Genomic DNA, 26,004 nt, shown 5'->3' on the forward strand with positions numbered 1-26,004 from the left:
AGATGAAAAAGTATAATATATTTTTACTGATGCTACCGCTATGTTATGCTTGTGGCATCGATGATTCAAAAACTAAATCGTTATATGAACATCAGGAAATTGATAGTTTCAAAATTGAAAATGATACCATTTTTAGAAACCAAATTCCTGTGGCTATTAAAGTATCCTCAATTCAACGGTTTGATAACAGCCAAGTGTTGATTATAAAAAAGATTGATAACAATAAAACTGGTAAGTACCATGCAAAATAACAAACCATACTACGCAGTGATTTTCACCTCAACACAATCGGATACTACAGATGGTTATGAAGAAATGGCCAACCAAATGGAAGCCTTAGCGAAACAACAAGAGGGTTTTATAGGTATTGAAAGTGCCAGAGATACCATAGGAATTACTGTTAGCTATTGGGAAAGTCTTGAGGCTATTAAAAACTGGAAACAGCAAACCGACCATTTAGTGGCACAACAAAAAGGGCGTCAAGACTGGTACAGTTGGTATAGAGTGAGAATTTGTAAAGTAGAACGTGATTATGAATTTGTAAAATAAATGAAACTAGTAAACTACATAAAAAAGCGTAAAAAGAGATTTGTCGTATTAGCGATAGGCCTTATTATTTATGCTTTTTGTTTACCTAGTGACTTATTTATAGATCCTACAGCGACTGTAATTACAAGTAAAAATAATGAGCTTTTGGGTGCTCAAATTGCTAAAGATGGCCAATGGCGATTTCCGCATAACGATAGCATTCCTGAAAAATTTAAAACCTGCATAGTTCAGTTTGAAGATGAATATTTTTACAATCATCCTGGTTTTAATCCCATCTCCATTTTTAAAGCCTTAAAAGACAATATAAGCGCTGGTGAAGTAAAGCGTGGTGGTAGTACTTTGACGCAGCAGGTAATTCGTTTATCTCGAAAAGGGCAATCTAGAACCTATATCGAAAAAATTAAAGAAATCATTCTGGCTACACGATTAGAACTTCGAGATTCTAAAGACGATATTCTTGCCTACTATAGTAGTAATGCTCCTTTTGGTGGAAATGTTGTTGGTTTGGATGCTGCTGCTTGGCGTTATTTTAATAGAGATGCACACCAACTCTCGTGGGCTGAAAGTGCTACTTTAGCCGTTTTACCTAATGCGCCTAGTTTAATTTATCCCGGAAAAAACCAAAAACGTTTACTAGAAAAACGCAACCGCCTGTTACTAAAACTTCTTGAAAATACAATCATAGACTCCTTAACCTACGAATTATCCATTGCCGAAGATTTACCCCAAAAACCCTATGCCTTACCTCAAATTGCACCTCATCTTTTACAGAAAATAGTGCGATCAAATCGAGGGGAACGTATTAAAACAACCATTGACACCAAACTTCAGGAGCGCGTCAATCTTATCGTAAAAAATCAGTACAATCTTTTAAAGCAAAATGAAATTCATAATGCATCTGTTTTGGTATTAGATGTCCATACACGTGAGGTTTTAGCGTATGTTGGGAATACACCAACAGATAGAGCGCATCAAAAAGATGTAGATATTATTGATAAACCACGAAGTACAGGTAGTATTCTAAAACCATTTTTATATGCCGCCATGTTAGATGCTGGGGATTTATTACCAAATACTTTGGTCGCAGATGTGCCATCTCAATTTGGGAGCTATAACCCAACCAATTTCAACAAAGAATTTGATGGTGTCATCCCAGCAAGTCGGGCGTTATCACGATCACTAAATATTCCTGCCGTAAGAATGTTACAAAGTTTTGGACTAGATCGATTTCATCAATATTTAAAACAATTACACCTTAAAGATTTAAAATACAACGCCAATCATTATGGGCTGTCACTTATTTTAGGTGGTGCCGAAAGCAACTTATGGGATTTGTGTAAAAGCTATGCTTCCATGTCATCTACACTAAATCATTTTTCTGAAACCTCAAGCGAATACTACACTAATGAATTTGTAGAGCCAACGTTTATGACTTCGGAAACTGTAAACTTTGGAAAAAAGTCTACTGAAAAAACACTATTTGATGCTGCTTCCATTTACCTTACCTATGAAAGTTTAAAAAAAGTAAATCGCCCTGAAGGCGACGAAAGTTGGGAGTTTTTTGATGATTCTAAACAGATTGCCTGGAAAACAGGAACAAGTTTTGGATTTCGCGATGCTTGGGCTATTGGCACGACAAAAGATTATGTAGTTGGTGTTTGGGTTGGAAATGCAGATGGTGAAGGTCGTCCAGGCTTGGTAGGTGTTCAAACGGCGGCTCCAATTTTATTTGATGTTTTTGATATATTACCACATAGCGACTGGTTTGCCAAACCATATGACGAAATGCAAGAAGTGAGTATTTGCTCAAAAAGCGGACATCGCGCGTCTCCAATTTGTGACGATACAGAAGATCGTTATATTCAGGCAAGCGGATTAAAAACATCGCCTTGTCCATATCATATTTTAGCGCACGTCGATGCCACCGAGACCTATCAAGTGAATTCATCTTGCGAAAATTTAAAGGATATCAAACACAAGCCATGGTTTGTTTTATCACCTTTAAAAGCCTATTACTACAAAACCAAAAACCCGTTTTACAAACCACTTCCGAAATTGAGAATGGACTGTATGGGCGAGTTACAACTAAGCATGGATTTTATTTATCCGAAAGCCAAAAACTCTGTATTCCTCCCAAAAGATTTCGATGGCAATACCAATGATCTTGTCTTGAAGATTGCCCATTCAAAACCTGAAGCTACGGTATATTGGTATCTTGATGAGACCTATGTTGGCACTACTAAAGACATTCATGAAATCGCCATTATTCCAGAAAAAGGAAAGCACCTCATTACTGTGGTTGACGAATTTGGCAATGAGGCGAAACGACATATTTCTATTTCGGAGTAAGCTCGCCATATTAAGATCCTTTTTAGTATTTTACAGTACTAAAACAATAGCATGATTGGTATTCTTAGTTTTGTTGGTTTTACTGCTTTAGTAGCAATCATTTCTTATGTCGCTACCCGAAAAACAGACGAGTCGTCATCTGATGGTTATTTTCTAGGAGGTAGAAGCCTTACCGCAGGAGTTATTGCAGGTTCTTTATTATTGACCAATCTATCCACTGAGCAATTAGTGGGTTTAAATGGCTCGGCATATACAGAAGGGATTCTCGTTATGGTCTGGGAAACTTTAGCAGCTATTGCCATGGTAGTGACTGCCTTGTACTTATTGCCGCGCTACCTAAAAAGTGGATTGATTACTATTCCGCAGTTTTTGGCTAATCGCTTTGATGTGACTACAAAAACATTAACCTCTGCTCTGTTTTTAACGGGATATGTTGTTGTGCTTTTACCTACAATTCTCTATTCAGGGTCTTTAGCCATAAGTGGTATGTTTGATGTTTCAAATGTACTCGGTGTTTCAGAAAATGCGGCACTATGGATTTGCATTTGGGGTATTGGAATTATTGGTTCTATTTATGCCATTTTTGGCGGACTTAAAGCTGTCGCTGTTTCCGATGCGATAAACGCTATTGGTTTACTTATTGGTGGTATTTTAATTCCTGTTTTCGGACTGCTAATTATTGGAGAGGGAAGCGTGACGGATGGTATATCTACACTTCAAACTAATATCCCCGAGAAGTTTAATGCTATCGGAAGCTCAACATCATCTGTTCCTTTTGCCACTATTTTTACCGGAATGATGCTAGTACAGCTATTTTATTGGGGTACTAATCAGCAAATCATTCAACGTGCTTTGGGTGCAAAAAACCTTAAGGAAGGTCAAAAGGGCTTACTACTAGGATCTTTTATTAAAATACTTGGACCTCTAATTGTTGTGTTGCCAGGTATTATTGCTTTTTACATGCATCAAAACGAGATGTTATCTGTATCTGAGCCCGACCAGGCTTATGGTGCATTGGTTAAAAAAGTACTTCCTCCTGAACTCTTAGGATTCTTTGCCGCTGTACTATTTGGCGCCATTTTGAGTTCCTTTAATAGTGTTCTAAATAGTGCCGTAACGTTGTTTGGTGTAGATATTTACAAAGAACATATAAATACTTCAGCAGATGAAAAAACCACCGTAAAATATGGAAAACGCTTTGGAATTGCCCTTGCTATTGGAGCTATGCTCATTGCACCTTTTCTATCAGAATTAGATAGTATTTTTGACTATTTACAGCGTGTAAACGGGATATATAGCATTCCTATTCTAACCATTATTTTTGTTGGTTTTATGACTAAAAGAGTGCCTGCCATCGCTGCAAAAATTGGATTATTATCAGGTTCCATATTATACATTATTAGCGAATTTGTGATAAGACCAATGCGTGTAAATGCAGCCTTGGAGGAGGCCTCTTTTATGAAAATAACATCACCATCAGATTTGAACATTATAGAGACTAATGCCTACCCCCATTTTTTACATATCATGGCTATTTTATTCGTGCTCAATGTTATAATAATGTTACTTATTGGACGCATTAAACCAAGAAAGGTAGCTTATGAACAAGTATTTACTAACGCCGTCAATATTACACCATGGAAATATGCAAAAGCAGTTGGTGTCATTATTATCATTATTGTCATAGGTGTCTACCTATATTACTCTTAATTAATACTTTAAAGTGCAGAACCAGAATTAACACACCAAATTGTATTAAATTCTTACCTTTGCTTTTGTAATTTTTAAACTATAACCGATGTACGATATTGTTAAAATGCTCCATTCTTATTGGGCTTACCTAGTACTTATTATGCTAGTATTAGCTACATTTAATGCCTTAATCAAGTTTTTTGGGAATAAAGAATTTCAAGCGGTAGATTTCAGAATTTCTCTATTTGCGCTCATCGTTACCCATATTCAATTATTAATAGGGTTGGTATTATATTTCACATCACCTTTCGGATTAAAAAACATACAAAACAATGGTATGGGTGGATTGGATCCATTTTCTAGACTTTTAGCTGTTGAGCATCCGTTTGTTGGAATTTTAGCCGTTGTCCTCATTACAATGGGGTACTCAAAACATAAAAAGAAATTAACGTCGAAACCAAAGTTTAAGATGTTAGCCATTTTTTACACATTGGGACTTCTTCTAGTCTTATCTAGAATACCTTGGACAAATTGGTTTTAATGAATTATCATAAAAAGAAAAATGCGCTATTATAATCTAATAGCGCATTTTTTTATTGTGATAAGTTATGTTTAATCTTCTACTTGTTTAATAAGGTATACATATACTGGGAAGTGATCACTAAATCCACCTGTAAATCCACCATCAGCAAAGCTTCTAAAAGGATATCCTTTATAACGGCCTCTTTTATTAGCGAGATACAACTTGTTGTAGATCCCTGCTTTGTAAAATCTGTAAGATGAATAATCGTCTTTCTCAATAAGTGGTTTGGTGAACATTATTTGGTCAAATAAACTCCATGCATCTCTCCATGCTGTTGTTCCATAGCCTTTTTCAGTAAACATATTTTCAAAAGGATTGTAAATACCTTTTAATTCTACATCCTTTTTATCTGCTTTCGCCTTTAGTACATCTTTTACACTTTCATTTGTAGGATCGTCATTTAAATCTCCCATCGTAAATATTTTAGCATAAGGATCTTTAGACTGTATCGAATCAATGATACGTTTATTTAGCTTCGCCGCTCCAACACGTTTTGATCTACTTCTTGCCTCTCCTCCACTTCGTGATGGCCAGTGATTCACAATCACGTGAATAGGATCTCCGTCTAGTTCACCACTCACCAAAAGTTGGTCTCTTGTAATGACACGCTTTCTACTTACATCATCATAAATTAACAATTCAAAAGAGTCATGACTTGTTGGTTTAAACAATGACTTTTGATATAATAATGCTACATCAATTCCCCTAACGTCAGGAGATTCGTAATGTATAATACCATAATCTTTAGACAACAATAAAGGATGATTAACAAGGTCAACTAATACTTGTCTATTTTCAATTTCGCAAACACCAATTAAGGCAGGTGTATTTCCAGTAACATCAGCTCCAATATCGGCAATAACTCTTGCCATATTGTTCACTTTCTTTTTATAAATTCCTTCTCGGTCTGCTTTGATTTCCATAATTGGACTTCTCTCGTCAAACTTTGTGGTGTCGTTGATAGTGTCAAATAAATTCTCTAAATTGTAGAATGCTACAGTGTGAATTTTAAATCGTTTTTCTTTTTTCCCATCTTGAGAAAAGCCATTAAATGTCATTAAAAAACAAATAATTGCTAAAGAAAAATGTAGTGGTTTCATAGTTTATATATTATGTTATCGTTATGATGATTACAAATGTCGAGCCAAAAGTATGTATTTATTATAAATAATGTAAATTTGCACGCTTTAAATAACTTAAATTACTATTATTTAATGCATAAGAATTATTAATCTTAATATAAGGCATGAAAAAAAGTTTTTTTATTTTTTTATTCGGAATGTTTTCCATGTTGACATCCTTCGCTCAAGAGACTATTGTTAAAGGTAGTGTTTTAGATGGAACAACAGGTGAACCAATTCCTGATGTAACAATTACAATTGAAGAAACTTCGCAATCTGTTAAAACTGATGCGAACGGTGAATTTCAATTTCAAACCATTGTTCCTTTAGGCGAACAAGTTCTTAGAGTTGAAAAGGATGGTTATGTTACAAAACGTTACCCTATTGTTGTTAATGAAGGGCAAACCGTAGATATAAGCGGTATGACTCTTGACTTCGATAGTGACAAGACAGATTCTTTCGTTATTTCAATTTCTGATGACAATTTAAATAGTGAAGATGATGGTTTAACAGACAATATTTCTGGATTACTACAAGCATCTAGAGATCAATTCCTACGTGCAGCTGCGTTTGATTTTAGCGCCACGTTTTTTAGACCTAGAGGTTTAGATAATGCCAACGGAAAAGTACTTATTAATGGTGTTGAAATGAACAAGCAATTTAGTGGTAGACCGCAATGGGGAAATTGGGGTGGACTAAATGATGTTCAAAGAAATCAAGAATTTACTATTGGTATGTCTGCCAACGATTATACATTTAGTGATCTTGCAGGTACTAATAATATTGTAATGAGAGCCTCTAGATATAGAGAAGGTGGAAGAGTATCTTATGCTTCTGCAAACAGAAGTTATACTGGTCGTGTTATGGCTAGCTACAATTCTGGAATCCTTGAAGGCGGTTGGTCTTATTCTGTGTTGGCCTCAAGACGTTTTGGAAATGAGGGTTATGTAGATGGAACACTCTACGACTCTAACTCATTCTTTGCTGCTGTTGAAAAGAAAATCAACGATAAACACAGCATTAACTTTACAGGAATTTATGCCCAAAACAGACGTGGGCGTTCTACGGCTATAACCGATGAAATTCTTGCTTTAAAAGGAAGAAAATATAACCCATTCTGGGGCGAGCAAGATGGTGATATTAGAAACTCAAGAGTACGAGAAATAGAAGAACCTATTTTAATGTTAAATCACTTTTGGGATATTTCACCTAAAACAAAATTAAACACAAATGTTGCTTACCAATTTGGAAAAATAGGTAATACTAGAATTGATAATGGAGGAACACGACTAGTAACCTTTAACGGTCAAGCAAGTTATATTGGTGGTGCTAGAAATCCAGATCCTTCTTACTACCAAAATTTACCTAGCTACCATTTGAGAGATGTAAATCCAACAGCTTACGATTACGAACAAGCATTTTTGGCTGCTCAAAACTTCAGAAATAACGGTCAGTTAGATTGGAACGCATTATACAGTGCCAATGCTACGGTGAGAGCTCAAGGAGGAAATTCTATCTATGCTATTCAAGAAGATAGAAATGACGATTCACAATTTACGATTAACTCTATATTAGATACTGAGTTATCTGAGCGTGTGAGATTAAATGCCATGGTAAGTTATAGACGATTAAAAAGTGAAAACTTTGCTAACCTAAAAGACCTTTTAGGTGGAACAGGTTACTTAGATGTAGATTTCTTCGCAGAAGAAGATGCTAACGTTATCGAGTCTCTAGAAGATGTGGCGCAGAGTGATTTAAACAATCCTAATAGAATTGTTAGAGAAGGTGATCGTTACAAATACAATTACGAAATAGATGCAAACGTTGTTACTGGTTTTGCGCAGGCTCAATTTAAATACAACAAGATAGATTTCTACTTAGGAGCAAACATTTCTCAAACTACATACCAAAGAAATGGTTTGTTTGAAAATGGAAACTTTTCTGGTTCACGTTCTTTTGGGAAAAGTGAAAAATTAGATTTTTCTAACTACGGTGTTAAAGCTGGAGGTACTTATAAAGTTACTGGTCGTCATCTTATTGATTTCAATGCAAGTTACTTTACTAAAGCACCAACAATTAGAAATTCATTCAATAATGCAAGGCAAAACAATGATGTTGTTATTGGTTTAGAAAGTGAAAAAATTCAATCTGTTGATGTAAGTTATATTTTCAGATCTCCAACAATTAAAGCTAGACTTACAGGGTTCTATTCTGGATTTCAAGATGGAACAGATATCGGTTTCTTCTTTACTGAAGATTTAGCTGGGCTTGGTTTAGATACTGGAGATGCATTTGTACAAGAGGTCCTTACCAACGTTGAAAAAAGACATATTGGAGTAGAATTAGGGTTTGAAGCTCAAGTAACACCAACGATAAAATTAAAAGCAGCAGCTTCTGTTGGTCAATACACATTTGATAATAATCCAAACTTATATTTAACAAGTGATGATTTTGATGGTCCATTAACCTTTGGAGATGGTACTACAAATATTAAAGATTACCATGTAGCTGGAGGTCCAGAACGTGCTTATCAAATTGGATTTGAATACCGCGACCCAGATTTCTGGAATGTTGGTCTAACAACAAACTATTTCTCAAACGCATACATTGATGTAAGTAACCTTGCTAGATCTGCAAACTTTACTACAGATTTTGATGGTCAACCAATAGTTGGTTATGACGAAGATATCGCTAGAGATTTATTAAAACAAGAAGAGTTTGACGACTATGTTCTTGTTAACATTGTAGGTGGAAAATCATGGAGAGTTGGTGATTACTTTGTTGGATTCTTTGCAACAATTAATAACGTCTTCGATCAAGAATATAAAACAGGAGGATTTGAGCAATCAAGGTTACCAAAGTATACAAGGTTATTAGAAGATCAATCTAGATCTACAGGACCTGTATTTGGTTCTCGTTATTTCAACGGAAATGGAACAACTTATTACTTAAATGTATACCTTCGATTCTAAAACGCTAAAAAAACAAATTTCAAAATAATGTCCTTTGATAAGGATAAGATAAAAAAGAAAAAAATGAAAACAATTAATTTAAACAAAATCGTACTATTAGCTTTAGGCTTATTAGTATTTAGTGCTTGTGTTCAGGATGATGATTTTGACACACCTAATGTTGACGTTACAGACCCTGTAATTACTGGAAACATTATTGATATAGATGCTGTTATTGGTAACCTTACACAATCTGGTGAAGACATCATTACCTTTGAAGGAACAAACAACTTCATGGAAGGTTATGTGATTTCTAGTGATGAAGGAGGAAACTTCTTTGAAGAGTTAGTACTACAAGATAAAGCAGAAAACCCAACAGCAGGTATTGTTGTTCAAATAGATGTAAACCCTTTATTTACAATATACGATTTCGGAAGAAAAGTATACGTTAAATTAGATGGATTGTCTGTTGCTGTTGATAATGGTGTTGTACAAATAGGAAGAAGAGAAGGAAACGAATTGGCAAAAATTGCGTCGTCTGAAATGTCTGAAACAATTCTTCGTACATCTGAAGTAGCAACTATAGTACCTCTTGAGGTTAGTATTAGTGACTTTTCTAATGATTTGGAAAATTTATTCATCCGTTTAAGTGATGTTCAATTTAATAGAAATGACGTTTTAGGTGATGATTTAAAAACATTTGCTGCTGAAGACACAGACCAATTTGATGGAGAACGTCTTTTAGAGAGTTGTGCAAGTAGTTCTAATGTGATATTAAGTACAAGTACCTTTTCTGATTTTAAATCGCTTTTATTGCCTGCAAATAGAGGATCAATTGATGGGATTTTAACAAGAGATTTCTTTGATGATTTTTACACGTTAGTAATTAATTCTCCAGAAGATATCAATTTCACAAATGAAATGCGTTGTGATCCAATAGAATTATCTTGTGGATTAGCTGCAACAACTGGTAGTACCAACTTATTTGAAGATGATTTTGAAGGACAATCTACAAACTCTCCAATTTCTGGAAACGGCTGGACTAACTATATTGAAGCTGGTACTGAAGGATGGGAAGCTTACACTCAAGGTGGTGCTAATTCATCTCAAGGTGTTTCAGCTAGAGTAGGATCTTTTAATTCTGGTGATGCAAGCTCAGTAGCCTGGTTAATTACGCCTCAAATAGATTTAGATGCTAATCCTGATGTGACTTTAAATTTTGAAACATCTAATAGTTTCTCTGATGGTAGTACTTTAGAAATACTATTCTCAAACGATTGGGATGGTACTGAAGCTGGTATTACAACCGCTACTTGGGGAATCATCACAGATGCTTATGTAACACAAGACAGTGATTTCTTTGGAGATTGGTTCCCTTCAGGAAATGTTGATCTTTCTTGCGGATCTGGTCAAATCTACATCGCATTTAAATATGTAGGTAGTGGACAAGGTGATTTTGATGGAACATACGAATTAGATTTCGTGAGTATAGACGCTCAATAAAACAAAACTTATATAAAGAAAAGCCACATCAATATTGATGTGGCTTTTCTTTTATCAATACATTTGTATATGACCACTTTCGATTCTTTTTTCTTTACCGTATTCCAACATTACAAACCAACACATAAAAAGAAAGCCAACACTATAGCCTTATTTTATATTTCCACATTACAATGTAGTTTAATATTGCTCTCAGGTATCTTGTTGTCTGCATTTTTAAATGAGATGAATTCAATTACAATTTCATCGGGTAAAGCATGGGCCTTCTTTATAATGATAAGTATTTTTATCTACTTTAAAAACTGGATTCAGTATAGTGGTAAAAAGAGAGCAGTAATAAACGTAAAAAGAAATAGTAAAAAAACACCTCAACAATATAATATATGGTTATTGTGGTTTTTATTATTCGGTTCTATTGGTTTATCCATTATTCTACTAAGCACTGTGTTTTAATCGTAAGATCAAATAAAAAAGCCTCCAACGTAAATATCGTTGGAGGCTTTTTTTATGTATTAAACTATTAGGCTTTAATTCAAACGTTGAATATAAACCCATGCACTTCTTCTCTTTGTACCATCTTCGTACTCCATAGTATAGAAATAAGTACCTACAGGCAATTCTTCACCATCGTTGGTTTGTCCATGCCATTCGTCAACATAGTTCGTTTTAGAATACACTAGTGTTCCTAACCTGTTGAATATTTCCAACTTGGTAACGCGGTAACTGCTTAAATCAAACGTATCGTTCATACCATCTCCATTTGGCGAAATTCCTTGAGGTATTACGCAACTCTCTAATTCAATAACAGTTTGACTTGTTATACTAGAACAACCAGTATCATTAAAGATGACTTCAATTTCGTAATCTCCAGCAAGTAATACTGGGAATGTCAATCCATTTTCACCAGCTTGTAATACACCATCTAAATACCAATTAATCGTCACTTCAGACGTGTTATAATTAACAGGTGTTGCCGTAATAATAATTGGCACAGTTGCATTAGGACACACTTCGTAATCGAAATCTTGTGTAAATGTAGTTTCAGGTTCTGTACCTAAGACTAAATCAAAACTTGTTGTGTTTGTACAACCTGTGGCATTATTGGTTACTTGAGCATAAACCGTTTGAGGGTTAGATAAACTCGTATAAGGACTCACTAACGGATTAACACCATCAATGGCGTCTTGCTCTGTTAAATGAATCGTTACTGTAAAATCATCAGGACTTTGCGTATCGCCTAAAATGGCTAAATCATTATCCGATAAATTAAATACTGCCGTATCATTTCCAATTGAACATCCAACTAAATCTGGTGGCATATTTGCAATTGGTAGAGGTAAGAACTCAACTAAAATCTCATCAGATATAATACATGATGGAGAGAAAATAATTTGAGTTGTATACGTACCATCTTCAGTAACAACTAAGGTGTTAGACGTTTCATTTTCAATAACAAACCCATCCTTAAACCATACATGGTCTACAGATAACGCTTGCGTTTCTAAAACGATCTGTTCTCCCACACAAGCTGCTGTTCCAGAAGCAATCGTAATGTCCTCACCTAGTTCTACTTCACCAATATCAAAACTTCCAGCTTTCAAGAATACTCCAGAATCTAAAGCAGCATCTGTTGCATCAGCAATAACAAGTTTAATGTGATAGTTCTCTCCAATATTTACTTCAGAGAATGCCGTAAATACTTCGGTTCTACCGTCAAATGAAATTGGAGGAAGGTTCTGAGGAACATAACCGCCAAAATATTCTTCATTTATTGCAGGACATCCTGGGTTTTCAGGGTGAATATTAGTGACCAAAATTGGTGTGTTTGTACCAGGCAATACTGCTAAGTTAGTTGTATTACCGTCTTCGTCTGTTAACAAGAATGCGAATGCATCTGAGAACGTACATTCAAATGTACCACCTGTACTTCCGTTGTATTCTTCGGAAGCCATTAAGAAATCAAAGCTGATTTCGTCAGATAATGGCACGAAATCAAATTCAATAATAGACGCATTATTAGAATTTATTCCTACTTCTGCATCCAGCTCAGGGTCTCCAGGCCATCCAAAACCACCATCACTCATGGCATTAAAGTTTGGTCCACCAGCTCTACTAGCATCTCCAGAAGTTAATATAATACCATCTTCAAAAGGGAAACTACCCTCATCTGATGTGAAGTATCCAATACCATTAACATCGCCGAAATCTGTACCTGTCGAGAATGTAATATTTGTAATTTGAGCACAAGGGCTATCAATTAATATGTCTACAACCAGTTCTTCTACAGTATATGTATCTTGATCAACCGATACATTTCCAGTACCTGGTCTTATACATAAATCAAATGTATAATCAACACCATCATCTCCTGCCGAGAACACTCTAATATAATACGTATTACCTATCGTTAATGCTGGTGTTAAACTTGCAGTATCAGGAGAACAGTATAATTCTACAGGTGCATCACAAGTACCTTCATAAACTGCATGATCTAAATCTTGGAAGAAACCTCCTCCAGTAATATTTAAAAATTGAATAATTTGAAATTCATCTACTGCTGTAAATTCAAACCAAACGTCATCATCTGGATCTCCAGCACAACTTCCGTCTGCAATACCCGATGGCGTTGCTTCTAATAAGGTTCCTGGAGTAATAATATCACAACTATCGTCAGCATTAACTCCTGCAACTGTAGCATCGCAAGGATTGTCGTTGTCTGGAGGACATGCTAATAATTGAATTGCATCACTATTGATAACACAGTTAGCATCTTGGTCATTGTTAATTGTAACAACAACATCTACACCAAATGGAAATGGTCCAACCTGGTAAACACCAGCTGCTGTTGCAGCCACTGTATTAGCATCAATATTATTAGAGATTGTCAATGACGTTGCATCACCTAAAGATGCTACATTAACGTCAATTAAGAATTGATCTCCGTTATCACAATCGTCAATAACTTGATAAGTTGCTGTAGGATTTACACAAGTTGCACATGTCACTGTATAATCTATCCCATCAGAACAACAGAAACTTCCAGATGAACAACTTACAGAACCGTCTGAAGTAATTTGGAAGAAAATCGTATCTCCTGTAGATTGGAATACCAATCCGTCAAGAACACCATCATTACCTTCTCCATTATACAATTCTGTTACACCATCAGTATCTAAAACAACTAAGAAATCAAAAGGATCTCCTTCAATTTCACCAGAGTTGATTGTAATTCTTACTGGCGAACCATCTGAACTTGTATAAGAGAATTGGTTTGCATCATTATTTTCATAACAATAGAAAGCATTTAAAGGTCCTGCTGAACAATCAACAATATTATCAATACAAAACTCTTGTGTTAGCGATTCACTCGTAAGCATACAGTTAGGATCGTCATCATTAGCCACAGAAATAACAACTGGAGTATTATTATCATAAGGTCCAAATGTTACAATACCAGTAGCACTAACTGTTTGGTCAGCACTTCCTTGATCGTCACTAAGTGTAATTGATGTCGCCGAACCTAAACTAGTTAAGTCTACATCGACAAAGAATTCTGGTCCAACTGTACAGTTAGATACCACGCTATAAGTTGCTTCAGGCTGCACACAAGTTGCACAAGCCACAGTAAAATCCCATTGAGTTGTACAACAGAAACTTCCTGAAGCACAACTTACAGATCCATCAGCATCAATTTCCATAAACATTGTATCTCCTGTCGAATCAAATTGTAATCCTGAAAGATCTCCGCCATTATTTCCTTGGTAAATTAATGGTGCTGTATTATCTGCTCCATCATATACTAATATATCGTCACAACAACTTTCAATTCCACCTGCATTAAACGTTAATCTAATTGGGCTTCCATCTGTGGACGTGAATGTCCAGTTAGTTGTGTCATTATTATCATAACAATAATTAATTTGTGTTGGTGGTTGCGTACAATCTATAGTATAATCTGATTGTACCGTTGTTGTAAATGTAACTGGACCAATCCAACTACTAAAGCCATCTGCATCACAATTACCTCTAACCCAAACTTCGTAGTCTGTTTGGAATGTTAATCCTGTTTCATTAACTGATGTCATTGCAACCGTTGTTCCTGGTCCTGACGGCATACCTGTTCCAAGAGGTTGTACTACGTACTCCCAACTTGTTTCAGCGCCACCAGCTGTCCAGCTTATATCGGCTGTAGTTCCTCCAACATTAGCTACGGTTAAACCACTTGGTTCTTGACAAGATGGTATTAATCGAACTCTAAAGTTGTCTATAAAAACATCATTGTCTTCGGTATCATCAACAGTTCCTTCAGACCCTAATATTGCAAATTGCACAGTTTGTCCTGAATAAGCTGTTAAATCGGAAACCACTTGTGTTCCAGTAACAGGAACTACAGTAGTATTATCAAATGTTATTAAGTTGGTCCAACTTGTTCCATTATCTGTACTAATAAATAATTGAACGGTATCATCAGACCCTAAAGTTCCGGCAGTAGTGCTACTAGCAAATTGCATAATTCCAAAATCAAAGTCTACTTGAAATGGTCCTCCAGTTAAGTCAAACTGAGGTGATATTATCCAATCACTCTTAGCTGCTTGCCATAAATTAATCTTATAAGCTCCATCAAATCCGTTATTTAGAAATCCATCTGGTCCCCAATCACCTCCTCCAAGGTTCATAGGTCCTGTTGTTGCATCTCCATCAGCTGCTTCATCCCAACAATTAGGTATAATTGTTGTAAAATCTTCTAGGTATTCTGGTACGAATACATCGCAAGCAGATTCAAAATTTCCAACACTAGACCAAATACTAAAACCATCAGCGCCACAATTGGCTCTTACAAAAACCTCATATTCTGTAATTGCTGATAAGCCTGTTGCCGTAAAAGGATTATCTGTTGTAGCCGTTCCTGAACCCGTTGGTTCTCCTGTACCTAACGGTTGAACTACAACTTCCCACTCTGTTTCTGTTCCTCCTGCTGTCCAGCTTATGTCGGCAGATGTAGAAGTAATATTTGTAACTGTAATTCCCGAAGGGAAGTTACAAGTAGAGTTGTAAACTTGAACGTTATCTACTAACCAGTACCAAGCCCATACATTACCGTCATTATAAATAAATCGGACTTGCATTGCAGCGTTAGAATACGCAGTAATATCAATATGTTGTTCATCAGGAGCATCAAACCCTCCGGCATCTGCCGTTTGATTAAGTACTTCAACCCAATTGGTTCCGTCAAAAACTTCAACAACAGCGGTATCATCACCTATATTGTTATAGAATTGATCAAAATCTAAAAACAAAGCTGTTGCACCAGTTGTATCAAATACTGGCGAGGTTAATGTTTCTACTAATTCTGTTCCATTTCCATTAGAGTCACTATCTACTATAGCACAGTTAGTCCCATTTAGGCTATTTCCGCCTCCTTGCTGACCAGAAATCCAAGAATCACCTGTTGCACCTCCTTCGTCGGTAACAGTCCATGTTGCAGGAATTTCCGTATCAAAATTTTCTTGTAAATACGTTTGCGCTTCAGCCCAAGAACAGGCAAATATGAGCGCAAAGAGAAAGATTATTTTTTTCATGTGTGTCGGTTGTTTTTTTAAACTTTTTCTTTTACATGTAGTTCATGTAGCAATTTTAGATATAAACAATAAAAGCCCTGTTTGATTAATTCAGGGCTTTATATTGGTTAGTTAGTCATTTTTATATTTGTTTTATATTATTGCGCTTGTGGACCTCCACTTACTATAATAAATTCGGATCTTCTATTCAGTTGATGTTCTTCATCTGTACAATTCGAGCCACAATTTACCTTAGGCTCACTTTCTCCTTTACCCATACCAGATATTCTGGCTTTGTCAATTCCTTTAGAAATAACATACTGAACTGTAGTTTTTGCTCTTCTATCTGATAACCTTTCATTATAAGGGGCAGAACCTCTGCTGTCTGTATGTGACGTTGCATTAATAACCATATCTGGATATTTATTCATGATCTGAACTAACTTATCAAGTTCAAAGGCCGCTTGAGCAGTAATATTTGATTTATCAAATTCGAAATAAATTGGATCAAGGTTAACAACTTCAGGGCCTACTATAACCTCAATAGGATCGAGTGCAATCGCTACTTCAACTTCTTCTTCGTCTGTAGCGCTAACTGTAACTTTTCTGCTTTCGTATCCATCCATAGTCACTTCCAACTCTGATCCTTGTCCGCATTCAACGATAAACTCTACTGTACCATCTGAATTGGTCACCTTAGATAATACACTATTTCCTTGATCATCATACATTGTGACAGATGCTGCATTAATAGGGTTTCCAGTTTTAGAGTCTGTAACAATACCTGTAATTAAAACATCACATAATGGTTGAAGTTTCTTTATCGCGTAAATGTCATCACCTCCTAAACCACCATCTCTGTTGGAAGAAACAAATCCTTCTTCTGTCTCTTCATCTAAGCTAAAGGCAAAATCATCTGCATTACTATTAATAGGGATTCCTATATTACGTATTGGAGCCAATTTCCCATCAACTTCCTTCGTATAGAAAACATCTAAATTTCCAAGTCCTAAATGACCATTAGATGAGAAGTATAATGTATTGTTACTGCTAATATATGGGAACATTTCCTGTCCTTGAGTATTTACTTTTTGGCCCATATTTTCAGGCTCTCCTAAAGATCCATCATCATTTATAGACGCCTTGTAAATATCAAACAAACCATATCCTCCTGGCATATCAGAAGCAAAATAAAGTGTTTTTCCATCAGCACTAACAGAAGGATTCTTAACAGAGTAGTTCTCGCTATTCATTGGAAAGCCTTCAACATTCCCCCATTTTCCTCCAGACTTCGTTGCCTTGAAAAGGTGTAATAAACTGTATCTGTATTTTGTAATAGAATCTTTTTCGTATTCTTTCTCAAAGAAACTTTCTCTCGAAAAATACATCGTATTTCCATCTGGAGAGAACGAGACTAAACCTTCGTGATGTTTCGTATTTACTTTGTCCTCAACTAGAGCACCTGCTTGGTAAGTTCCATCATCATTTTTAGTCAACTCATAAATATCCAAAAATGGTTCTTCGTTCCATCCATAAGTTTTACGAGACGTATTTCTTGCTGAAGTAATGTAAAGTTTACCATCTTGAAGTGTTCCTCCAAAATCTGAATATTTTGTATTAAACCCTAAGTTTTGAATGTTGAATTTTTTACCTTTTTCTAAAATTTTAGGTAAGTAATCAGGGTTCTTATTAAATGCTATTGCTCGATCATCACTAGGACGCATTCCTGCAAATTTTCTCATTTGAGCATTTGATTCTTCGTATTTCCCATTGGCTTTTAACATTTGAGAGTATTTGAAAATCATCTCAGGGTTATCAGCACTTTCAAGAGCTTTTGCATACCAACGTTCTGCTTCTTGAGTGTTAAATACGTTATAATATGATTCTGCTAGTTGACTATAAACGTAAGGACTTCCTTTACCATCTTCAACTAATTTAGCGTAATCTTCAGCAGCTTCAACAAATTCAAATTTATTAAAATGTTTATCTGCTTTTTTAGTGTCTTTATTCTGAGCAATTAAGCTGAAACTACTTAATGCTGCTATTGTAAAAAGTGTCAATAATTTTTTCATGATTGTTTTAGCTTAACTGATTAGAAATATCTTGGTGAACGTGAAACTTTCTTCGGAAAGTTTAAATCGAATAATAACATAAATTCGTGAGATGCCGGAGCATACCTTCTAATATCAGAAGTTACATTATCATATGCATATCCAATTCTTAACGATGGTGTAATAGCAAAATTGACTAATCCAGAAAAAGAATCATCCAATCTATACGAAGCACCTATTTCAAACTTCTCATAAAATAATGCGTTTAGGTTAACATCAAATGATGTTGGTGCACTAAAGGCAGATTTCACTAAAAACGAAGGTTTTAACTTAGCGTTTGGAGATAATTGAAAAACATATCCACCAGTAAGAAAGTAATGTGCTTCTTCTGAACCTAATTTATTTCCATTTGCATCTAAATGAACAGAGTTTAGGATATTCGGAACAGAGAGTGCCAGATAATAATTATCTGTATAGTAAAAGGCTCCAGCTCCAATATTAGGAGTGGTTGTATTTATATTTTGAAAGAACGGATCGTTTGGATCTATTAAATCAATTCCTGCCAATCCAATATCGTGAAACGTAGCTCCTGCTTTAACACCAAAAGCTAATCTGTGTGCTCCACCTAGTTGCAATGTGTATGAGAAATCAGCATACGCATTCGTTTCTTTAATTGGCCCAACTTCATCAGCGATAATAGATAAACCTATCCCTACTTTCTCGCCTACTGGAAGGTGTCCGAAAAATGTTCCTGTTTTTGGAGCTCCATCAATTCCAGTCCATTGCGTACGGTAAAGTAATCCAAAAGATAAATTCTCTTTAGAACCTGCATATGCAGGATTGATTACATTCATATTATACATGTACTGTGTATATTGTGGATCTTGCTGTCCATACACTTGTGTTGCGATAAGCAATACAATAATGATATAAAATTTTTTCATTTGTTAGTTGTTTGTTTTAGTTTGGTTGAATTCTTAGAATTCTATTTAAGATTTTAATTGGTTACTAGTTAAGTCGTTGTATGTAAACCCAGGCACTTCTTTGCTTACCATTTTCATATTCCATCGTGTAGAAATAGGTACCTACAGGCAGTTCATCACCATCATTGGTTTGTCCATACCATTCGTTTGTATAGTTGTTTTTAGAATATACTAAAGTTCCATTACGATTAAATATTTCAAGTTTACTTACATCATAGCTACTTAAATCAAAAGTATCATTCATACCATCTCCATTTGGAGAAATACCTTGAGGGATAACACAACTTTCTAATTCAATTATGTTCTGAGCTGTAATACTAGAACATTGTGTTGCATCGTTAAAGGTCACTTCAATCTCATAAAGTCCGGCCTCTAATACTGGTAAGGTTAATCCGTTCTCTCCTGCAATAACACCACCATCCTGATACCATACAATCGACACTTCAGATTCGGTATAGTTATTTGCCGTCGCCGTAATTAAAATAGGTACTGTTGCATTAGGACATACTTCATAATCAAAATCTGTTGCAAATGTTGTACTTGGCAACGGTTTAACTATTAAATCAAAAGGTGTTGTAGAGTAACAATCAAAAGCAACGTTACTTTCAACTCTTGCATAAATCGTTTGTGATGCACTACTGTATAAAACAGAAGTGTCAATAGCATTTGTTCCTGCTTCGGCATCTGCTTCAGTTTCGTAATAGGTCACAGTAAAGTCTGTTGCACTTTGTCCATTTAAAATATTTGCATCATGTCCTGCTAAGTCAAATAATGTTACACCATCTGTATCATCATCACACGCTTCAATCGGCACACTAGTAGCATCTGGAGTTGGTCCAGATATAATTAAATCGAACGTTGTTGTAGCAAAGCAGAATTCTGCATTGGCATCCTCTATTCTCACAAAGATAGTTTGTGGGTTAGAGGTGTTAGTATAATTTAAAGGTAACGGATTTACATCTGCTTGGGCATCTGCCAATGTTAAGTGATATGAAACATTGAAATCTGTAGCAGATTGTGTTCCTAACACTCCAGCAGTTTGAATATCTAAATCGAAGTCTTCAATTTCATCTGCTGAAATATCATCACAAGTTACAATGTCTGCAACTGCATTTGCAACCGGTTCTAAACCAAATACAACAGTTACCGAATCTTGAGCCTGAGCATCACATTGTTCGTCATAAGCAATTACAGTATATGTACTAGATGTTGAAACTGTTAATGTTGGTCCTGTTTCTCCATTTATAATAAATCCATCTTCATACCACTCATAAGTATCTGCGAATGGTGAATCTGCGTTTAAGACGAAATCTGGGAAACCACAGAAGTTTTGATCTGCACCTAAATCTACTTCAATTTCTGCAGTGATATCACCATCACCATCTCCACCAGTATTTGTTTGGCTAATTGAGATTGTTCCAGGATCATCGGAGAAATTGGTAACTAATAATAAATAGATCTCTCCTGTTTGTGCATTGTCTATAGTCAAGTTTTCTGTTGAAATAAACGAATAACTACAATCTACAATGTTTCCGAAAGGATAGAAGTTTGGATCTGCCGTATTATTAGGGCAATCTCCACCAGGATTAGGACATCCTAAGTCTAAGTTACCACAAGCATTTTCTACTGAATCGAAAGGTCCCCAAAGCACGAAATCAACATCTAATCCATTTCCATTATCATCAACTTGAGAAATTTCTATTTCGATTAAACCAGGATCTCCAATTTGAATGATATTCCAAGTTGGATTCGGTGCAGAGAATAAACAAGCAATATCTGTAGGATCAGGAATACCAATAATATTAGATGTAGTTAAAGCTCCACCTGGCTCAGCACAGAAGTTTTCTGCATTTTCACATATAATGTTTGTTGGTGCCTCTTTGATACATAAATCAAACGTCGTTGTTTCAGAATCATTTCCTCCAGAGAACACTCTTATATAATATGTATTTCCAACCACTAATTGCGGTGTTACACTAGCTGTTCCGTCTGTACATTCTATTTCTACTAGACCATCGCAAGTTCCTTCATAAAGGGCATGGTCTGTATTGAATCCGCCACCAGCAATGTTAACTAGAGATATTAATTGTACTTCATTTAATGCCACAAATTCGAACCACACATCATCATCAGGATTTCCAGCACATGATCCACTTGGCACACCAGATTCTGTCGCTTCAACTAATGTTCCAGGTGTAACTAAGTCACAAGATTCATCATTATTTACAACAGCTACAGTAGCGTTACAAGGGTTATCATTTTCTGGTGGACAAGCTAATAGTTGAATTGGGCTACTATTAATAACACAATTAACGTCTTGATCATTACTAACCGATACGACAACATCCACTAAAAATGGGAATGGTCCAATTTGATATGTACCAACTGCAGTTACAGGAACTGTTGTGGCATCAATATTATTAGAAATCGTAAGTGATGTAGCATCACCTAAACTTGTTATATTAACATCAATCAAAAATTGATCTCCATTATCACAATCGTCAACCACTTGATATGTTGCAACTGGATTTATACAAGTAGCACAAGCCACTGTGAAGTCGATGCCATCTAAACAACATCCACTACCAGATTGGCAACTTACTGATCCATCAGATAAAATTTGAATTGTAATAGTGTCTGTAATTGACTGAAAAGATAATCCGTCTAAAACACCGTCATTTCCTTCGTCATTATATAGTACAGTACCATTTCCATCTGTAACCAATAAGAAATCAAATGGTGCGCCTTCAATTTCTCCAACATTAATTGTTAAATTAAGCGGAGAACCATCAGAGCTTGTATAAGTAAATATTTCTGAATCATTATTTCCGTAACATAAGAAACTGTTAACAGGTCCTACGGCACAATCTACATCAAAGTTTGTTTGAATTGTTGTTGTAAATGTTACTGGTCCAGACCATATACTAAATTCACTACCACAATCGGCTCTTACCCAAACTTCGTATTCTGTTTCAAAATTTAAACCAGTTATATTAGCCGAAGGTGTTCCAACAGTAGTTCCGGGACCAGTTGGTTCTCCAGTACCAGATGGAACAACAACATATTCCCATGATGTTTCTCCATTATTAGGTGTCCAGCTTATATCAGCGGTTGTACCTGTAATATTAGCTACAGTTATTCCACTTGGAGGGATACAGAAGTTTCCACAAGATTCTACTCTAATAAAATCTATAGACATATCGCCCTCAAATCCAGTTCCGGCTCCACCGTAACTAAATTCTAAGTAAATAACTTGTCCTAAGTAGGCATCTAAGTTAATCCCCACAGGAACCCAAGCTTCATCATCAGTTATTTGTAAATCACCAACCCATGTAAATACATTAGTAAAAGGCCCGGCAGCGTCATTACCAATTCCAACATTTAGAGTACCCATATCGTCACCAAAAGCATGGAAAAAGAATGATAATTCGGCTCCATCAACAGCAGTTGTTAAATCAATACCTGGACTTATAGCCGATGCAATATCAGTTGCGTCTCCTGTTGCTTCATATTCTAAGTGATTTCCTGTACCACCATCAAAAGCATTTGCTGGACCCGTTCCGAACGAATTCGCACCAGCAGCAGTAATATCCCAATTTCCATTTGAACCGTCAAAACCAGTACCAGTCCAACCTGCCGGAGGATCTTGGTCAAAATTTTCAGTAAAAATAAATGAAGACGAACCTGATGCACAAGTTACGCCTACTGGAGGAGGAGGAGGAGTATTTAATGTTGTAAAGTCGATTGGACCAACCCAACTACTCAACCCATCAACACCACAATCGCTTCTAACCCAAACCTCATATGCTGTACTTGGGTTTAATGGTGTTGCTGTATAAGGATTATTTGTTGTTGCAGTTCCTGCTCCAGAAGGAACTCCTGTTCCTTGTGGTTGAATTACAACTTCCCATGATGTTTCAGAACCTCCTGCTGTCCAACTTACGTCGGCCGATGTATCTGTAACATTATCTACAACTACACCTGTGAGTTCTTGACAAGAAGGAATTGCTCTAACTCTAAAGTTATCCACAAACACATCATTATCTTCAGCATCGTCAACTGTTCCCTCCGATCCAAGGATTCCAAACTGAACTATTTGCCCAGCATAAGCTGTTAGATCATAGACCACTTGAGTTCCTGTAACAGGAACAACTGTAGTATTATCAAAAGTTATTAAACTTGTCCAACTTCCGCCGTTATCTGTACTTATTAATAATTGTACGGTATCATCAGATCCTAATGTTCCTGCAGTTGTGCTACTAGCAAATTGCATGATTCCGAAATCAAAATCTACTTGAAATGGTCCACCAGTTAAATCAAACTGTGGTGATAATATCCAATCACTTTTGGCAGCCTGCCATAAATTAATCTTATAAGCACCATCAAAACCATTATTTAAAAATCCGTCTGCTCCCCAGTCTCCACCACCTAAGCCGGTTGGCCCTGTAGTAGCATCGCCGTCTGCTGCTTCATCCCAACAATTCGGGGTAATTGTAGCAAAACCTTCTAAATAATCTGGAACGAATACAGCACAACCAGATAAAAAGTTAACTGGACCTACCCAGTTACTAAAACCGTCTGTTGCGCAATCTGCTCTTACATATACTTCATAATCTGTTACGGCAGTTAAGCCTGGCGCAACATAAGGATTATTTGTTGTCATTGCTCCAGGTCCTGAAGGAATTCCAGTTCCTATAGGCTGAACAGCGACTTCCCAGTTCGTCTCAGAACCACCTGCTGTCCAGTTAATATCTGCTGAAGTTGCTGTAATATTACTTACTGTAATTCCTGCTGGTTCAGGGCAACTAACGTCAAAAATAGAAACCGTATCAAAAGCGACACCTTCATCTTGAACAGATCCATCAGATCCAAAAGCAAATCTTAGAATCACATTGGCTTCTCCTTCTAGTCCTGTTAAGGCATGCCTAGCAACGACCCAGTTTCCAGAGCCTGTTGCTCCTCTTCCTGTCCATCCTACTTGCTGCCCACCAGGGTTTCCACCGATAGTTCCATCATTATACCAATTATTTGGATCTCCTTGAGCTCCTACATTTTGCCAAGAATTTCCATCATCTATAGATGATTGTAAAACCAGACCGTCCCAACTAAATTCTGAATTCCACCAAATGCTAAACTCAATAGAAGGTGCATTTAATGATGATAAATCAAAAACAGGACTTACAACAAATGAATCTTCATCAACGTTGTATTCTCCTGTTAGATTGGTAACCCAGGCATTGGTTCCTGAATCGGCTGTATTAATCACTGCTGCGGCTGGAGTTCCTAATGCCCATGTCCCTGCAGTAGTATTATCTGCTACCCAACCTCCATCGCCAGATTCAAAATCTTCGGCGTAAGGATATGACGTTATCTGTGCGCTGGCACTCCATAACGAAAAAGCAAATAAAAATGTTAACGAGAGTAAAACTTTTTTCATATCAATTTATAGCTATTAAATTATTTTATTTTATTGATAGTTAATGTCTTAAATTACCGTTCAAAGGGGAGAACAGATTCATTTAGACAATATAAGTCTCTCAACAAGACTCATATAAGTATCCGAAGATAAAAAAAATGGCAATTAACGAACTGTTAACATTGTTATAATAGATAAAAGGCATTTATCATCGACAAAAAGGAAAAGACGTTAAGAACTTATTTTTCGGAGACATTTAATTGTATATAAACTGGAAAGTGATCACTGTATCCACCCTTATATTTTTTACCTACATATGTTCTAAATGGTTGCCCTTTAAATTTACCTTTATATTCGGTTAGAAATTTTTCATCAAAGATATTGGCCTCATCAAATCTCAACTTATCTTTTTGGATTTCAAAAAAGTTGGTAGAAAACAAAATTTGGTCAAAGAGATTCCATTTGAATTTATGATTTAGACTCCCTCGACTATAGGACAACATGGTTTCCATAGGGTTGTATAAGGCTCCTTTTTCAGAAAGAAACTTTATACTTTCGTTACTCGGATTATCATTGAAATCTCCCATCACTAATAATTTAGCATTGGGATCTTCCTCTTTTATAGTGTCAATAACTTCAACAACCTTTTGAGCTGCCTTCAATCGTTTATGCATAGATTCCTTTTCTCCTTCTCGCCTAGAAGGCCAATGGTTTACAATGCAATGTACTTTTTCAGAATGAAGAACACCAGACACTAATAATATGTCTCTTGTATAATCTTGCTCTCCAAATTCATCTTCAATGTAAATAGAAAAGGTTTTGGAATTGACAACTGTGAATACCGTTTTATCATAGATCAAGGCGACATCAATACCACGTTCGTCCTGAGAATTATAGTGAACTATACCATAATCATATGACTCTAAGTCTTTACTATCTATTAAATCTCTAAGTACGTTTTTATTTTCGACCTCAGCTAAGCCTACAATAGAAGGAGGCTGTTGTGTATTCTCAAAACCAATTTTTGAAATAACCTGGCTTAGCTTAAAAAGTTTTCGATCATAACGCTTTTTAGTCCATCGCTTATCTGCTTTGGGCAAAAAATCGTCGTCATGCTTGGAATGATCATTATAAATATCGAAGAGGTTTTCGAGATTATAAAAAGCTACCGTATATGTTTTAGTTTTGTTTTCTTCGGAATTCACTTCACAAATTTAAGTTTTAAAATGCAATAGACGAACATTCAAT

Annotated in this window: 14 protein-coding genes; 8 read left to right on the forward strand and 6 right to left on the reverse strand. The window is 35.9% G+C overall.

The features are described 5' to 3' along the window. The first annotated feature begins 2 nt into the window (after positions 1 to 2). The 5 genes from Q0893_RS01210 (at position 3) to Q0893_RS01230 (ending at position 5,131) form a co-directional block, all read left to right on the forward strand. Positions 3 to 251, forward strand: coding sequence for a hypothetical protein (locus tag Q0893_RS01210; protein WP_299271964.1), 249 nt, complete (start codon positions 3 to 5; stop codon positions 249 to 251). Then, positions 241 to 549 (forward strand): antibiotic biosynthesis monooxygenase, encoded by a 309-nt coding sequence (locus Q0893_RS01215; protein ID WP_299271966.1) that lies wholly within the window; start codon positions 241 to 243, stop codon positions 547 to 549. The genes Q0893_RS01210 and Q0893_RS01215 overlap by 11 nt, the downstream gene beginning before the upstream one ends. Next, positions 550 to 2,898: a penicillin-binding protein 1C gene (gene pbpC, locus Q0893_RS01220; protein ID WP_299271968.1), complete on the forward strand. Its 2,349-nt coding sequence runs from the start codon at positions 550 to 552 to the stop codon at positions 2,896 to 2,898. A gap of 51 nt (positions 2,899 to 2,949) precedes the next feature. Continuing rightward, the gene (locus tag Q0893_RS01225; RefSeq protein WP_299271969.1) at positions 2,950 to 4,608 is read left to right on the forward strand and encodes a solute:sodium symporter family transporter; all 1,659 of its coding nucleotides are present in this window, start codon (positions 2,950 to 2,952) and stop codon (positions 4,606 to 4,608) included. A gap of 88 nt (positions 4,609 to 4,696) precedes the next feature. Beyond that, a complete protein-coding gene (locus Q0893_RS01230; RefSeq protein ID WP_299271971.1) occupies positions 4,697 to 5,131 on the forward strand; it encodes a hypothetical protein in 435 nt (144 codons plus the stop codon). A 71-nt stretch (positions 5,132 to 5,202) separates the two neighbouring features. On the opposite strand, the gene Q0893_RS01235 is transcribed toward Q0893_RS01230, so the two are convergent. Next, complete coding sequence (locus Q0893_RS01235; RefSeq protein ID WP_299271973.1) at positions 5,203 to 6,273, reverse strand: endonuclease/exonuclease/phosphatase family protein; 1,071 nt, start codon at positions 6,271 to 6,273, stop codon at positions 5,203 to 5,205. A gap of 146 nt (positions 6,274 to 6,419) precedes the next feature. Between Q0893_RS01235 and Q0893_RS01240 the strand changes: the two genes are divergently transcribed. The 3 genes from Q0893_RS01240 to Q0893_RS01250 all read left to right on the forward strand — a co-directional run bounded on the left by Q0893_RS01240 (position 6,420) and on the right by Q0893_RS01250 (position 11,201). Then, positions 6,420 to 9,266: a TonB-dependent receptor gene (locus Q0893_RS01240; RefSeq protein ID WP_298901357.1), complete on the forward strand. Its 2,847-nt coding sequence runs from the start codon at positions 6,420 to 6,422 to the stop codon at positions 9,264 to 9,266. A 63-nt stretch (positions 9,267 to 9,329) separates the two neighbouring features. Beyond that, a complete protein-coding gene (locus Q0893_RS01245; protein ID WP_298901356.1) occupies positions 9,330 to 10,748 on the forward strand; it encodes a DUF5689 domain-containing protein in 1,419 nt (472 codons plus the stop codon). A gap of 69 nt (positions 10,749 to 10,817) precedes the next feature. Next, positions 10,818 to 11,201 carry a hypothetical protein gene (locus Q0893_RS01250; RefSeq protein ID WP_299271976.1) on the forward strand — a complete coding sequence of 128 codons (384 nt, stop codon included), beginning with the start codon at positions 10,818 to 10,820 and terminating at the stop codon, positions 11,199 to 11,201. 74 nt (positions 11,202 to 11,275) lie between these two features. On the opposite strand, the gene Q0893_RS01255 is transcribed toward Q0893_RS01250, so the two are convergent. From Q0893_RS01255 to Q0893_RS01275, 5 genes are all read right to left on the reverse strand, one after another. Beyond that, entirely contained in the window at positions 11,276 to 16,327 is a 5,052-nt protein-coding gene (locus Q0893_RS01255) for a choice-of-anchor L domain-containing protein (protein ID WP_298901354.1), read from the reverse strand. A gap of 137 nt (positions 16,328 to 16,464) precedes the next feature. Beyond that, entirely contained in the window at positions 16,465 to 18,378 is a 1,914-nt protein-coding gene (locus tag Q0893_RS01260) for an OmpA family protein (RefSeq protein ID WP_298901353.1), read from the reverse strand. Positions 18,379 to 18,398: 20 nt separating this feature from the next. Further along, positions 18,399 to 19,301 (reverse strand): type IX secretion system membrane protein PorP/SprF, encoded by a 903-nt coding sequence (locus Q0893_RS01265; protein WP_298901352.1) that lies wholly within the window; start codon positions 19,299 to 19,301, stop codon positions 18,399 to 18,401. A gap of 64 nt (positions 19,302 to 19,365) precedes the next feature. Then, positions 19,366 to 24,777, reverse strand: coding sequence for a gliding motility-associated C-terminal domain-containing protein (locus tag Q0893_RS01270; protein WP_299271979.1), 5,412 nt, complete (start codon positions 24,775 to 24,777; stop codon positions 19,366 to 19,368). A 218-nt stretch (positions 24,778 to 24,995) separates the two neighbouring features. Then, positions 24,996 to 25,961 (reverse strand): endonuclease/exonuclease/phosphatase family protein, encoded by a 966-nt coding sequence (locus Q0893_RS01275; RefSeq protein WP_298901350.1) that lies wholly within the window; start codon positions 25,959 to 25,961, stop codon positions 24,996 to 24,998. Positions 25,962 to 26,004 lie beyond the last annotated feature (43 nt).

Source organism: uncultured Psychroserpens sp. (assembly GCF_947494225.1).
GTDB lineage: Bacteria > Bacteroidota > Bacteroidia > Flavobacteriales > Flavobacteriaceae > Psychroserpens.

Coding starts and splice junctions, on each gene's coding strand:
- Q0893_RS01210 (WP_299271964.1), top strand. CDS start 3: ATGAAAAAGTATAATATATTTTTACTGATGCTACCGCTATGTTATGCT.
- Q0893_RS01215 (WP_299271966.1), top strand. CDS start 241: ATGCAAAATAACAAACCATACTACGCAGTGATTTTCACCTCAACACAA.
- pbpC (WP_299271968.1), top strand. CDS start 550: ATGAAACTAGTAAACTACATAAAAAAGCGTAAAAAGAGATTTGTCGTA.
- Q0893_RS01225 (WP_299271969.1), top strand. CDS start 2,950: ATGATTGGTATTCTTAGTTTTGTTGGTTTTACTGCTTTAGTAGCAATC.
- Q0893_RS01230 (WP_299271971.1), top strand. CDS start 4,697: ATGTACGATATTGTTAAAATGCTCCATTCTTATTGGGCTTACCTAGTA.
- Q0893_RS01235 (WP_299271973.1), bottom strand. CDS start 6,273: ATGAAACCACTACATTTTTCTTTAGCAATTATTTGTTTTTTAATGACA.
- Q0893_RS01240 (WP_298901357.1), top strand. CDS start 6,420: ATGAAAAAAAGTTTTTTTATTTTTTTATTCGGAATGTTTTCCATGTTG.
- Q0893_RS01245 (WP_298901356.1), top strand. CDS start 9,330: ATGAAAACAATTAATTTAAACAAAATCGTACTATTAGCTTTAGGCTTA.
- Q0893_RS01250 (WP_299271976.1), top strand. CDS start 10,818: ATGACCACTTTCGATTCTTTTTTCTTTACCGTATTCCAACATTACAAA.
- Q0893_RS01255 (WP_298901354.1), bottom strand. CDS start 16,327: ATGAAAAAAATAATCTTTCTCTTTGCGCTCATATTTGCCTGTTCTTGG.
- Q0893_RS01260 (WP_298901353.1), bottom strand. CDS start 18,378: ATGAAAAAATTATTGACACTTTTTACAATAGCAGCATTAAGTAGTTTC.
- Q0893_RS01265 (WP_298901352.1), bottom strand. CDS start 19,301: ATGAAAAAATTTTATATCATTATTGTATTGCTTATCGCAACACAAGTG.
- Q0893_RS01270 (WP_299271979.1), bottom strand. CDS start 24,777: ATGAAAAAAGTTTTACTCTCGTTAACATTTTTATTTGCTTTTTCGTTA.